Annotated in this window: 13 protein-coding genes; 1 reads left to right on the forward strand and 12 read right to left on the reverse strand. The window is 58.0% G+C overall.

Annotation, left to right across the window (positions count from 1 at the left end):
- Positions 1-148: 148 nt before the first annotated feature.
- The 11 genes from IT444_02830 to IT444_02880 form a co-directional block, all read right to left on the reverse strand.
- A complete protein-coding gene (locus tag IT444_02830; GenBank protein ID MCC7191693.1) occupies positions 149-622 on the reverse strand; it encodes a flagellar assembly protein FliW in 474 nt (157 codons plus the stop codon).
- Positions 623-737: 115 nt separating this feature from the next.
- Entirely contained in the window at positions 738-2726 is a 1989-nt protein-coding gene (locus IT444_02835) for a hypothetical protein (GenBank protein MCC7191694.1), read from the reverse strand.
- A 27-nt stretch (positions 2727-2753) separates the two neighbouring features.
- The gene (gene flgK / locus IT444_02840) at positions 2754-4448 is read right to left on the reverse strand and encodes a flagellar hook-associated protein FlgK (GenBank protein ID MCC7191695.1); all 1695 of its coding nucleotides are present in this window, start codon (positions 4446-4448) and stop codon (positions 2754-2756) included.
- A 3-nt stretch (positions 4449-4451) separates the two neighbouring features.
- The gene (locus IT444_02845) at positions 4452-4979 is read right to left on the reverse strand and encodes a flagellar protein FlgN (GenBank protein MCC7191696.1); all 528 of its coding nucleotides are present in this window, start codon (positions 4977-4979) and stop codon (positions 4452-4454) included.
- The gene (locus IT444_02850; protein MCC7191697.1) at positions 4972-5385 is read right to left on the reverse strand and encodes a hypothetical protein; all 414 of its coding nucleotides are present in this window, start codon (positions 5383-5385) and stop codon (positions 4972-4974) included. The genes IT444_02845 and IT444_02850 overlap by 8 nt, the downstream gene beginning before the upstream one ends.
- Positions 5386-5387: 2 nt before the next feature.
- Positions 5388-6539 (reverse strand): flagellar basal body P-ring protein FlgI, encoded by a 1152-nt coding sequence (locus IT444_02855; GenBank protein ID MCC7191698.1) that lies wholly within the window; start codon positions 6537-6539, stop codon positions 5388-5390.
- A gap of 27 nt (positions 6540-6566) precedes the next feature.
- Positions 6567-7292, reverse strand: a complete 726-nt coding sequence (locus IT444_02860) for a flagellar basal body L-ring protein FlgH (protein ID MCC7191699.1) — start codon at positions 7290-7292, stop codon at positions 6567-6569.
- Positions 7289-8425: a flagellar basal body P-ring formation protein FlgA gene (gene flgA / locus IT444_02865; protein ID MCC7191700.1), complete on the reverse strand. Its 1137-nt coding sequence runs from the start codon at positions 8423-8425 to the stop codon at positions 7289-7291. Before flgA ends, IT444_02860 begins: the two co-directional genes overlap by 4 nt.
- 17 nt (positions 8426-8442) lie before the next feature.
- Positions 8443-9252, reverse strand: a complete 810-nt coding sequence (flgG, locus tag IT444_02870) for a flagellar basal-body rod protein FlgG (GenBank protein MCC7191701.1) — start codon at positions 9250-9252, stop codon at positions 8443-8445.
- 24 nt (positions 9253-9276) lie between these two features.
- A complete protein-coding gene (locus IT444_02875; GenBank protein MCC7191702.1) occupies positions 9277-10056 on the reverse strand; it encodes a flagellar hook basal-body protein in 780 nt (259 codons plus the stop codon).
- Entirely contained in the window at positions 10053-10355 is a 303-nt protein-coding gene (locus IT444_02880; protein MCC7191703.1) for a hypothetical protein, read from the reverse strand. The genes IT444_02875 and IT444_02880 overlap by 4 nt, the downstream gene beginning before the upstream one ends.
- A gap of 554 nt (positions 10356-10909) precedes the next feature.
- On the opposite strand from IT444_02880, the gene IT444_02885 reads away from it, so the two are divergent.
- The gene (locus IT444_02885; GenBank protein MCC7191704.1) at positions 10910-11674 is read left to right on the forward strand and encodes a phytanoyl-CoA dioxygenase family protein; all 765 of its coding nucleotides are present in this window, start codon (positions 10910-10912) and stop codon (positions 11672-11674) included.
- A gap of 19 nt (positions 11675-11693) precedes the next feature.
- On the opposite strand, the gene IT444_02890 is transcribed toward IT444_02885, so the two are convergent.
- The gene (locus IT444_02890; protein ID MCC7191705.1) at positions 11694-12449 is read right to left on the reverse strand and encodes a phytanoyl-CoA dioxygenase family protein; all 756 of its coding nucleotides are present in this window, start codon (positions 12447-12449) and stop codon (positions 11694-11696) included.
- Positions 12450-12517 lie beyond the last annotated feature (68 nt).

Consider the following 12517-nt stretch of genomic DNA (forward strand, 5'->3'; position numbering starts at 1 on the left):
TTTCAGGTTTGCCGTCAGTGTTTGCCGCCGTCTATGGATTCATCCGAATCCATCCAGTCAGCATCTTTTTGACACCCAAACCTCACGCACACCGGCCGGAGTTTTCGCTCTTACCGCGAAACCCCGACCTCTGAATCCTTCGTCAGACTTATCCCGCCATCGCTTCGACACCAGCCCGCAACTCCAGCAGCGGCACCCGTGTGGTGAAGCGACGGTCAGACAGCACAAGCTGTTCGCCGACCTTCCGATGCACATGAATGACCAGCGGCCCCTGAAGATTTCCCGTCAGCAGCGTGTCACGCTTGTTGACGATCACCAGCACCTGGGCGTGGTCCAATGACTCGAGGCCCAGTTCCTCCATCTGCTCCGGCTTGATCGGGACCTTGTACGACGAGACGAACAGGCTCGGATCAGTGACGACGAACGCCAGGTCCGGCGTCTCGATCGACTGAAGCCAGAAAAAATAGCTGTCCGCTGCGGGCTCCATGAGCACAAAGGTCTTGTACTTGGGAAATCCCAGAAGACCTTTGGGGAAGGTGATGATGCGCTGCTCATCCACCTCTACCTTCCCGAATCTCGTCGTGTTGATCATCATGGCGACTGTTCCTGTTCGGCCATCCATCCTGGATCTCCGGACCACACGATCCGGCCGACGGCTTCCTGCCGTCTCTGTTCGGGTCAGTTCCACCGGCCGAAGGCGGTAACCGACGCGCAACCCTTGCGCTTCACGCGCAGAATCAACGCAGAAAATCCAGCAGCGACATCTGAAGATTTCGGGCACCGACGCTCAGTGCCGCCTCCATCTGCTGCTGGAGTTGAGTAAACCGCGTAATCACCTCCGTGGGATCCGCGTCCTGGAGCGTGCTGATTATGCTTTGTTCCACGAGTTTCATGTCGCCTGACCGTTCCTGCTGCTTCATGACCCGCTGCGCTCTGACGCCGACATCCGCCCGCGCCTGTGCGAGCCGTTCGATGTCGCGTTCGATATCTCCTCCAGCAACTGTGATGCCAGACGAATCGTCGCGCAATAAAGCATCACGCAGTGCGATGAGATGAGAGAAAATGCTGTCCACCCGAACCGGGCAGTTGTCCGTACCGTTAATCGTGCTGCCTGTGCCGGCATTCTGGTAGATGCCCAGATTGTCCGCCGCCAGACTCTGGCCAAGCTGGACCACCCGGAACGCCTGCCCCCCCGCCGTACCATCCTCGATCACGATGCCGTTACCCGTCGTCGCCAGCCCGATGTTGATATCCGTCCCCGCTGCGCCGGGTGCGCCGACATTCAACACGACCGGAGCACCGCCATTGGTCGCGTTACTCGTCGCGGCAGACTGTATGCGGCTGATGACATCAGCGACGCTGACTGCGCCGTCGAGGTTGACCGTCACGACCGTGCCGTTGTGCAGACGAATCTCAAAGTCGTCACCCGCGGGGTTATCGACTCCCTGCGTGTGGCGGAAGTCCGAGAGCAACGTACCCATCGCAAAAGTACGAAGCCCCAGATCTTCGGCTGTCGTTCCGCCGTTTTCGCCGATTGAAACATTGATGCCGCTGATTTCGCTGACGAGATTCAGGCTGTTGGCATCATCGTTGACCTCCAGCCGCAGGCCTATATCCAGACCATTGATCACGCTCATCATGTCTTCAATGGTCGTCGCGGAGCTGAAGTCAGCGACTTTGGTCGTGTTCCCCTGAGTGATCAGGAGGCCGCCGTTCCAGTCGATGGAAGGTCCAAGTGACGCCAGCGTCGTGTATTGGGTGAGTCGAGGGTCTAAATCGCCGCCAGCCACCGTTGCAGCGGTCGCGGAAAGTTTGATTCCCAAGTCCGCCGCCGCCACGCCCGCACCCATTTCACCAATGGCGACCGTGTGACCCGCCGCAGCCGTCAGCGAAAATCCCGAACCGGAGATCGCCAGTGATCCGGCTGTGGCATCCACACCGCTGATGGCGTTATTGATGCGCGTCACCACATCGCCAAGCGTGGCTGCATCTGTCAGGTCCACGTTGACCGCGGTTCCATCAATATCGACGACCACGGACCCGCCGCGAAATCCCGCATTCATCGCACCGTTGATATCCGCGATGCGAGTTGCAGCAGTCGCCTGCGGGTCGAGATCGATCAAGCTGCGGACACGGGTTGAGAGCGCATTGAAGGCATCTACGCCGTTGGAGTTAAAGCTCAACGGGTCATCGAGGCCGGTATCGGTTCCGAGGTTGTTCCGTTGCCCGACATACTGAATGCCCCCCAGCTTATCGATGAAAACATTGCCGCCGTTGGCGGGGCTGTAGCTGCCGCCGAAGAGGGCAACATCCTGAAACTTGCGATTACCGACATCCATCATTGCTTTAATCTGGGCGTCAATGACTGCCGCCTGGTTTCGGCGTGTATCAGCGTTGGAGCCGATGCCGACCTGACTGGATGCGATGCCGCGTGACTCGACCAACAGATCAGCCGCGTTTGAGAGGGCGTTGTCGGTGTTATCGAGCACGCCTGAAGCGTGCTGGAGGTTGCGATCGTGCTGTTCACGTTCCGCGAGGCGGCGTTGCAGCAGCAGGATTGACGCCGCCTTTGCAGGGGCATCGGATGGTTTGGAAACCGCCTTGCCTGTGCTGATTTCGTTCTGCGCCTTGATCAATTGCATCTGCGTGCGTCGCAAAGACGAGAGCAGAGAATTGGCGCTGAGCTGCGCGGTACTGCGGGTTGAGAGGATTCCAATGCGTGACATAAGGCTTCAGTCCGTCCAGATGCGGATTCAGAGCAGACCCAGCAACGTCTGATACATTTCGTCCACCACTGACAGAAACCGCGCGCTGCCTTGATAAGCCCGCTGAAACGCGAGCAGGTTGATTGCTTCTTCGTCGGTGTTGACGCCGCTGACTGATTGCTGCTGCGCTTCGAGGTTTTCGCGGACCACGGTATCCGCCTGGAATTTCTGATCCGCTTGCCCCAGCCGAACCGCATAGTCCTCGACATGGCGTGACCATTGATCGGAAATGCTCAGACCGCCGAGTGATGCGAGCGGCCGAGTCGCCAGCGAAGAAATCGCCAGGGCGTTGCGGTTGTCGCCGGATACGTGATTCTGACCGGCGGCGACGTAGGCGGGATCGCCGGATACCACGCTGTTTACCGCGAGATCAGAAGCATCCGTGCCCTGGAAGAAGGTGTTGATACCCAGGGCCGCCAGCGTACCACTGCTATCCTCGCTGAAGGAAAGCTCAAAGTCACCGCCGCCGGAATTCAACCGCAGCCTGCCGTCCGGCGTAATCGAGGCATTCACATTGGCGACCGTGTTGAGCTGTGCCGCGAGGCTGGTCAGCGTGGTATCCGTACCGATGCCGTCAAGATCGACGTTGATCGTGCTCGTGGTGCGCTGGCCGGTTGATTTCTGCGTGACGTGGATGAGGAAGGTGCCGTGGTTGGGAGAAAACGCCAGTCCAGCCGCATTGAGAGCCGCATTCGCATCTGAAACTTTATTCGTCGCTGTAACCGACGAATAGCCCTTCGTACCTTGTCCCTGAGAGTGGGCACGGTTGACCTCAAATGCAAGCTGATTGGCGAAGGTATCGAGGGTATCGACCGCAGCATTGACATCATCACGACGTGATTTAATCAACGCACCAAGGCGTCCTGACGTCGGCTGGAGAATGCTGCCGTCTGCCGACAGCACCACATCCATCTGAAGATCACCGTCAATCGTCTGGCGGCGAACCTCCAGCCCGCGGCTCTTGCCTTCGAGTACGACCGGCAGCGAGCCGACGAACACATCAACCGCGCCATTGCTCTGCTCAATGGTCGATACGTCAACGTACTGGGCAAGCTCCGCCAGAATCTGATCCCGTTGATCGCGCAGGCCGTGGGCACTGCCGGTGCCCTGCTCAGCACGGACGATCTGGGTGTTCAACTCCTCCACACGCGAGAGCAGATCGTTGGCTGCGGAGACATCTCCAGAGATGCTCTCGTCCACCTGCGCCCGCACAGCGGTGATTCCCGTCCGCAGGTTGCGGATGTAGGACGCAACGGTTTCGCCCTTCTGAACCACGACGCGGCGCACCGAGTTATCCAGCGGATTATTCGCCAACTCACTCCACGCATTGAAAAATTCACTGAGCTGCGAGGAGAGATCGTTGTCGGATAATTCATTCTGAAGCGACTCGATCTGACTGAGGATGTCGCGTGTGGCAGCGGAAGCCGACTGATCCGACACGCCGCTGCGGATGCGACCCTCGAGCGCGTCATCCACCTGACGGTTGATTTCCTGAATGTGAACGCCGCGACCAACGAAGATTCCTCGCTGAATTTCCTGGTCACGGTTGGCCGCCAGGACGATTGACTGCCGGTGGTAGCCCTTGGTAGCGACATTGGCAAGGTTGTTGCCGACGACTTCGAGCGCAGCCTGATTGGCCACGAGTGCCGAGCGTCCGATTTGTAATGCGCCGCTGAGGCTCATGACTTAGGCCGTGGTGTTAAAGGTGCTGATCGCCAGTGCCGCCTGTGGCGGCGTGCCGGCTCGGTTGTAGGTGCCGATACCCGTCACCGCGCTGCCGATGGATTGCACAAGTCCGTGCATATGGCGAACGAGCGATTCCGTGACTCGCCGCGCCAGACCGGCTTCTTCTCGAACTCGCTCCATCCGCTGCCGCACCTGTTCGCGGAGCACCATCAGCCGCCCGCGCGCCGGCTCCGGCATTCGCATCGCCAACTCAGGCAGCCGCAGAGGCGCCGCAGCACGCGGATCAATCTTCAAGGTCAGGTCACCCACCAGCGTTAATCGCTGTTTTTCCAGTTCGCTGATCGCCTGCACGTGACGATTTTCCTGCTGGAGCAGACTCGTCAGTTTTTTGTGGTCCGCATGCACCAGTGCGGCTTTCTTGTCCGTCAGCGTCACGAGCATCTGTTCATGCAGCGCAAGCTGCTGACGCAGGATCACTTCCAGCGCAGCGAGATCTTTTTCCAGCAAATGGTCCGGTGATTTATCCATTGATATTGATCCCCGCCTGCTGAGCTGGCTGCGGCTTGACGTGCTGCATCAGTTGTTTGTAAACCGTCCGCACGATTGGAAAGTTTGCTCCCGCGGTAATGCGGTCACCCAGAATCGTCTGAAGCTGCTGATTGAAAGTCTCCTCCGCCTGTCCGCCGTGAAACATGGGAGTTTTGAACGGGTCGTTGTTCATCTGTGCGAGCATTGGCTGCACGAGCGTGGTGGCCACGAGTTGCTGCGCCGCCTGACGCGCAGTTTCTTCAACCGATTGTTTCCTGCGATCCGTCGCGCCGTCCAGTGACGCCAGCATCGCGCTGAAAGCGGGAGCCGCGGTACGGGTGCTGCCCGGTTGAGGCAGAGGCATGGGCATCGGTTTGAGGGCTGCGGTCTGGTTGTCGATGTTCATGTTCATTCCTCCACCCACTGAGCATGCAGCTTGCCGCTCCGGTGGATTTCACGCAGGATGGCGATGCGATCCTTCGCATCGACCTTGAGTTGATTGAGCTGCATAAGCAGATCAGACAACTTGGCCCCGCCGACGTTTTCAGGATCAATAGCTACGAATCGCTTTTCCTCGATCCGTGGATTCCCCACCGTTGGCGTCGCCTCCGGGGTGATCGTGGTGATGGTCAAACCTTGATGCGAAATCACGACCGGTGAAATCTGCACATCGCCGCTGACAATCACGGTGCCGGTCTTGGCGTTGACCACGACACGCGCTCCGCCGCTGATCTGCGAAGGATGCACATAAGCCTGGAGAATCTGGCTGATGAAGGTCGCGGGGTCTTTCTGATCGTCCGCGGAAACCGTGACTTCAACATTTTTCTGATCCACAGCTTTGGCGACATTAGGCCCATCAGGTGACATGTAGCCGTTGATCAGACTCGCCAGGTTGTTAGCCATCGGCCAGGACGCGATCGAGTCGTCGAGCACCAGCGTGAGCTTGCCGTTATCGATGTATTGCGCACGGATATCGCGGATCAACTGCGCTCCGCCCTTGACGACGCCGACATTCGGATTGTCCGTATCGTCGATCGTCACAGCTCCCTCTGCGAAGGCAAAGGTGGGTGAGCCTGGCAGCGGACCCACCAGTGGAATCATGAACAGCCGCCCGCCTTCGAGACTCTTGGCCGGGCCTACGCAGGAGAGGTTTACATCCACATGATCGCCTTCACGCACACCGCCTGCGGGCAGAGTGGCGGAGAGCGCCACCAGTGCGACGTTTTTGGCGTCCTTAAGCTCGGCAGCGACGACGTTCGGGTCCATCAGTTGCTGAATCACTGCCGCCAGTGGCCGCATCGCCGGCAGGTATTTCCCGCCGTCACCCGTACCCCGCAAACCAAACACCAGCCCCATTCCCACGAGCTTGTTGGTCTCCGCTCCCTTGATACGAACCAGATCCTGCACCTGAACCGCCTGAGCTGTCGTCGCAGCCATCAGAAACACGACAAGCACAGCTGCCAGGCGGCTCATGCCTGCGGGTAAGCGAGCGGGAAACCTCACCGAGTTGCAGCTCTTGCTTTTCATCAACATCCGATCACTCTCCACTGAACCGTCCATGTCCCGGAAGTTTCCCTCTGCGACGACTCAGAAGTTGAAAATCCCATCGAGAACCTTGGTGATAAAGCCCTTCTTCGCTGTATTGCGCAGCTCACCCTTGTGAATCTTCTTGAGATTCAGGTCATAAATCTGTGTCGAAAGAATCGTGTTATCGATGGTGATATCTTCCTTGCGGCATGTTCCCGACAGAACCATCTCAAGTGTTTCCTTGTCGCTCTGGATGAACTTCCTGGCCTCGATCACGATCGTGCCGTTGGGCTTGACATCAATGATTCGAGCAGTGATGCGGCTGGTGAATGTGTCGGATCGCTTGGCACTGCCGTCACCCTTGAAGTTGCTCTTGAAATTCACGCCCAGGCTCGGATTGCCATTGCTGAAGCTCGACGGCTCAAGCTGGAACTGCAACAGCTTTGCCAGTTGCAGATTTGGAAACGCGCTGACTTCGCCGTCGTACTTCGACTCCTTCTTGGTGTCGAGCGTCGATTCGCTGTCACTCTCCGTGCTCTCACGGATGATGATGGTCACCAGGTCATACATGGCGAACTTGCGCGGCTCAGGCATCTTGACTGCCGCCAGCGAATTGCTGGAAAGAGCGGGTGAAAGGCGATCGACCGGGTTGTTGCCAACTCCCTTCGGAGCCGGTACTGCAACCTCTGTGACATAAAGCGACGAAGTCTGCCCGTAAAGGCGGCTGCCCCATGAGCTGACGACTACCGCTATGACCAGGATCGAAACCCATTTCATCAAACTCATGGTTGTTCTCCTTCTCGCCGACGCGCGGAATCCACGGATGATCTGGGTTGAGGATCCGGCTCGGCAGCCTCAGCAGTGACCAGACCTTCCTGAGAGCCGGTGACCTTGACGTAAAACGCGCCGCGTGATCGCTCGTTACGCGCCGAAATAATCTGGCCGTATGTCCCGTCCTCCCCCGCACGGGCGGTCGTCTTGACCACCAGGTTCCCCGCGACACTCCGCACGGTCATCAACTCTCCGCGCTTGACGAGCACCGGCGACTTGATGCCGTTGGCGAAGACCACCGATCCTTTGCGAATCTGTGAGGTGCATTCCTGGCCGATCACACGCGAGATATCCGTCATCGGCGACGAGCCGCGCGACTGGTCGAGGAACACTTCCTTGATCTCCACGTCGTCGCTGGTGAAAGTCTGTCCACGTGACACGGTTCCGGTGGCGACCACCGCCAGGTATCGCCGCGAAACGCTCGCAGTCACGCGCTGAGTATCCATGAGTCGTTCGTCATGCCAGCGTCTTACGATTACCGGCACGCGACCAAGCCCCGTGCTCGACTGCGGCTCGAACTCAAAGCGATCTCCGCCGAATGCCGGCTGCGCGATCAGACGTGCGTCCTCCGGGGTAAACGTGATTTGTAAATCATCCCTGTTCGATCCCGTAATCTGGATAATCAAATCAACGATCCGATCCTTCACCGTGACGGGGCCGTCGAGTGCCACTTCTTTTTTGGGGTTGGCGATCACCACAGCCGGCTCCGCGATCTCGATCGGCTTGGCCAGTGCCGCCGGGTTCGCCGCCTCACGTTGCACGCGGCAACGGGTGTACCCGCGCAGCGAAATCACGCCCCAGTTGATGTTTCGTGCCGTCAGAAGATCACGGATGCTTTCGAGCGAAAGGAAGATTTCCGTATCGTTGAGATTGGAAACCACGACATCCGCGAGTTTCAGAGCCTCCGGGCCTTCAAGCTGCGCGACATCCTTGAGCGTGATCTCCCCGCTGCCGACTCGTACCTCATTCGAGAGCTTGATCGAGTCCGCCCAGACCGGCGATCCCATCGCCAGTGCCAATATCATCGCCAGCGTGATCAGCACGATGATCAGCAGATCACGGAACATCTGGCGTCGAGATGGATTCATACGGCTGAACATTCGACTTAGACTCTCCTGAGGTTGCTGATGACCTGGAGCATTTCGTCCGCAGCCTGGATGGTCTGGCTGTTCATTTCGAACGCCCGCTGTGTCTTAATCAGCATGACCAGCTCTTTCACGGGATCGACATTGGACGATTCGAGGTGACCCTGAAGAATCGTGCCCAGTGCCCCTTCGCCGGGATTGCCCTCGATGGGTTGCCCGGATGCGGGGGTCTCGACATAGATATTTCCGCCGATTGATTCGAGGCCGTTGGGATTGACGAAGTTGGAAAGCTGGATCTGTCCTGCGACGGTTGCCGTCGTCGATCCGGGAGGAATGTAGCTGATCTGGCCGTCAGCGCTGATGCTGATGTCGGTCGCATCTTCGGGAAGGTTGATGGGCGGATCGAGTCGCGGGCCTTCGGTATTACCGAGCACGATGTCGCCTTCGCTGTTGCGGAAAAAGTTTCCCGCGCGTGTGTATCCGATGCCGTTACCCTTCTCCTGGAGAATGCTGACCCGAAAGAAGCCGTTACCCTGCACCATCAGATCGAGGTCTCGCTCGGTAGGGATCGGGTTGCCGGTGCTCAGGTCGTATTGCGTGTTGCTGATGCGGGTACCCAGCCCGACCTGGAGACCGGCCGGTCGCTCGTCGCCGTTGGCGTTCTGCACGCCCGGCTGGAGTTTCTGGTCGTAGAGCAGGTCTTCAAAGTTCGCGCGTGAAGCCTTGAAGCCGTTGGTATTCACGTTGGCGAGGTTGTTGGCGATGATGTCGATGCTCTGCGACAACGCCGACAAACCCGTAGCCGATGAATGAAGTGCGGAAACCGCCATAAATATCCTTGGTTAGGGATCGAGTCAGGCGACACGACCAAAAGTGTTGACCGCGCGGTCCATGAGTTGATCCTGGTAACGGATCAGATTCCCGTTGGCAGTGCCTTCCTTGGTGGCACTGATCATGTCCATCAGGGCACGAATCGGATCAACACCGCTGGACTCGACGTAGCCGGGCTTGATCGTCGGGTCGCTGGGCGCAATGCGTGGATCGCTCTTTTCCGTCCAGGCAAAGAGGCTGCTCCCCTGCTTCCGCAGGCTCGTCAGGTCATTGACTCCGGTGACCTGAATCTGGGCGATCGTCTCGCCGTCCTGAATCACTCGACCCGCGGGGTCAATCTTCACCGGCCCGATGAGGCCAAGCTGGATCGGCCGGTCGTGTGTATCCAGCAATCGATGATTACCCGCAGCGGTTACCAAGTAGCCGTCGGGATCGCGGCTGAGGCGACCATCCCGTGTGAGACGGATGCTCTGCTGCCCGCCCTCGTTGGTCCGCACAGCGAAAAAGGCGTTTTCACCCCGAAGGGCCACGTCGAGGTCGCCGCCGGGTTTGAGCGGCGCGGGGGTGAAGTCGATTCGCTGCGGCCCGGCGAGCACTCCGCCGCCCAACCTTTCCAGCAGACGTTGACGAAAGGCCGAGCCGGTTCCGGGATCCTCGACAGCCTCAGGACGGCGCTGGCGTATGGCGGGGACATCGGGCTTAAATCCGATGGTCTCCACGTTGGCCAGATTGTTGGCAAAGACGTCCTGGCGATACGAGTTCGTCAGGACGCCCGAAGCGGAGAGATACAACCCGTAGTTCATCGATCAGCCTCCTTGCCGACTGACGCCCCCGCGTGCCGTTCCACGCGTCCGGGATTCACCACAGGCCTCGGGCTAAGTCCTTCAGCCCGTCGCTGATGATCTGTTATCTCCGCATCCGATCGGGCATCCCTCATCGCCTTGACCGACTCGAACTGATGGGCCGCCTCCGCCAGCCGCGCCAAGCGCAGCAGCGTCTTTCCGATATTCGCGTCTCCGGAGGCCCGGAAGATGTCGAGCAGGCTTTGTTCCACGATCCGCCTTTCAGAGCACGACGTTTCATTGAGGCGAAGTAAGTCCATGGAGATCGACGCCTCGTGGTCCACTGAACGCAAGGTCAATGCCAATCGACCCTGCCTGCCGCCGGGATGGTGCCGGCAGCGTCAAATGCTCTCTTTTCATGGTGGAAATGCGTTTGCGGCTATCCGCTGTCCGCATTCCCTCAAACCACAAACCGACCGACGAAGACTGATCACGCGCAAGTTTCGCGGCCCAAGCGCATCCCTTGCGCTCCTTCAGGCCTGATGTGATTTGCTGGACAACAATGTCCTGGAAATGAAATTTTCAACGTTCAACAATCAGCAATCCTGTCTTTGGCGGTAACAACCGCCGGAGAACTCCGCTTCCACAAACTCAAGATATGCCAACAAACCTTACCTGGACTCTCGTCCGTACTTCGTGGATGCCGGAGCAATCCCGATTCGCCTGTGAGATGATTTTCAAGCGACCATAATTATAGGCTGACGAGAGGTAAAAGTCAAAAAATTATTTTACATAATTTTATCTGGCCTAGATGCACCGCGGCTAGCATAATGGGTATCCTGAGTCTGTCGCTTAATCTTTTCCGGAGTATTTCATGAGCACTGCCTCCACCACCACACATGAGCCTTTGTTAACCTCGACACAACTGAAGCAATATCGAGACGAGGGATATACAGTTGTGCGCGGGCTTATTCCCGTCGATGTGCTGCCCCCGATTCGTACGGAGTTGCTGAGGGTCGAAGCAGGCGACTCCATATGGCCGGATGAGCATCTTCATGTCTGTCACCCGGACTACGTGAAAAATCCCAAAGGCGGAAAGCTCGTCGCAGGTCTTCAACTTCCCGCCAAGCGGAGTGAGGCATTCCGCCGCGTCGTAGAGCATGCCAACATGATCGGAGCGATGAGTGAGATTCTCGGCGGGCCGGTCAAGCCTTTCACCGACCAGGCTGGGATCAAAAGCAGGCTCATCACCAGCGAGCAAGGCGGCCGGACTTTCTATCATCAGGATTCGTACTACTGGCACATCGACCCGCAACTGGGGTGCAACTGCTGGCTGCCGCTGGACGAGGTAGGCAAAGACGCGATCGCACTGGCGGTCATCCCGCGCAGTCAGCGAGACTGGAAACTCCAGGAACACGAGAATTATTTCGACGATCCGCCCTACATGGGTGGGCGGGCAACGGAGCCGTTTAAGCGGCACCGAATCCCCAACTCATCTGTGGATTTTTCCAAGGAAGTGCTCGTGTCGATGTCGCCGGGTGACGCACTGTTCTTCACCAATTACACCTGGCATCGCTCCGAGCCGAACTACACCGGGAAAACGCTTTCGTTTTACGCGATTGCGTATCAGCGGAAATAATCTTAAATCTCAGCGATATTCACATTCCGCCATTGACGCTTTGACCGCACACCAGCATCGGTTGTTTCCAGTATTCCTGAAGACTCGGCTGGCATTCATCGCGCACCGACGCATCACGATAAGTCGAGATCAGCGACCAGCGGTCGGTTCTGGCGGTATTGGGATAAGAACTATGAACCGCACAATCATGGAAAAACACCGCCCCGCCACGCTTGATCGCCAGCGTGGAAACCGGTAAACCCGCGATCTCCTTATCATCAATCCGATTGACAAACGCATTGCCCTCGTGACTGGTCTTGGGAAATACCTTGACGTGTGTGCCGGGGATCATCTTCAGGCAGCCGTTTTCCGGCGTCGCGTCGTCCATCGCGATCCAGACGGAAATCTTGCTGGCCCCTTCCCAGTAAAACCAATCCTGATGCCAGGGTGAGGCAAAGCTTGTTGTATCGTTTTTGAACACCGCCTTAGCACTGAGAAACTCCACATTCGGTCCGATGATCTGCTGCAGGATCGGCGTGACACGGTCATCCTTCATCGCCGCCCGCAACGTCGGATGGATGTTCGGAGCATTCCACACCCGCACGCCGCTGGAGGTCAGATCCCACGCATCGCCTACCTGCTTCTTTTCCTCATCGAGCACACTCTGGATCAGCCGCTTCCATTCAAGCACATGCTCGGCTGAGTAGAGGTGAGGTACCGCGATGAATCCATCACGACGATAGGCGGCGACTTCCACAGGCGAAAGCAAACGCGATGAAGTGGCAGCGACAGTCATGGCAAATCTCCAGTAATCAGTGGATTTTACCCAATTCGACAAACCCTGATCCACAAGCGATTCGTGCG

It is taken from the genome of Phycisphaeraceae bacterium (assembly GCA_020851465.1).
Taxonomy (GTDB): Bacteria; Planctomycetota; Phycisphaerae; order Phycisphaerales; family Phycisphaeraceae; genus JADZCR01.

What these genes read in the sequence shown, in the direction of transcription:
- IT444_02860 (MCC7191699.1), bottom strand. Translation starts at nt 7,292, where the DNA reads ATGAGTTTGATGAAATGGGTTTCGATCCTGGTCATAGCGGTAGTCGTC.
- IT444_02845 (MCC7191696.1), bottom strand. Translation starts at nt 4,979, where the DNA reads ATGGATAAATCACCGGACCATTTGCTGGAAAAAGATCTCGCTGCGCTG.
- IT444_02850 (MCC7191697.1), bottom strand. Translation starts at nt 5,385, where the DNA reads ATGAACATCGACAACCAGACCGCAGCCCTCAAACCGATGCCCATGCCT.
- IT444_02885 (MCC7191704.1), top strand. Translation starts at nt 10,910, where the DNA reads ATGAGCACTGCCTCCACCACCACACATGAGCCTTTGTTAACCTCGACA.
- IT444_02875 (MCC7191702.1), bottom strand. Translation starts at nt 10,056, where the DNA reads ATGAACTACGGGTTGTATCTCTCCGCTTCGGGCGTCCTGACGAACTCG.
- IT444_02855 (MCC7191698.1), bottom strand. Translation starts at nt 6,539, where the DNA reads ATGGACGGTTCAGTGGAGAGTGATCGGATGTTGATGAAAAGCAAGAGC.
- IT444_02835 (MCC7191694.1), bottom strand. Translation starts at nt 2,726, where the DNA reads ATGTCACGCATTGGAATCCTCTCAACCCGCAGTACCGCGCAGCTCAGC.
- IT444_02880 (MCC7191703.1), bottom strand. Translation starts at nt 10,355, where the DNA reads ATGGACTTACTTCGCCTCAATGAAACGTCGTGCTCTGAAAGGCGGATC.
- flgK (MCC7191695.1), bottom strand. Translation starts at nt 4,448, where the DNA reads ATGAGCCTCAGCGGCGCATTACAAATCGGACGCTCGGCACTCGTGGCC.
- flgG (MCC7191701.1), bottom strand. Translation starts at nt 9,252, where the DNA reads ATGGCGGTTTCCGCACTTCATTCATCGGCTACGGGTTTGTCGGCGTTG.
- IT444_02830 (MCC7191693.1), bottom strand. Translation starts at nt 622, where the DNA reads ATGGATGGCCGAACAGGAACAGTCGCCATGATGATCAACACGACGAGA.
- flgA (MCC7191700.1), bottom strand. Translation starts at nt 8,425, where the DNA reads ATGAATCCATCTCGACGCCAGATGTTCCGTGATCTGCTGATCATCGTG.
- IT444_02890 (MCC7191705.1), bottom strand. Translation starts at nt 12,449, where the DNA reads ATGACTGTCGCTGCCACTTCATCGCGTTTGCTTTCGCCTGTGGAAGTC.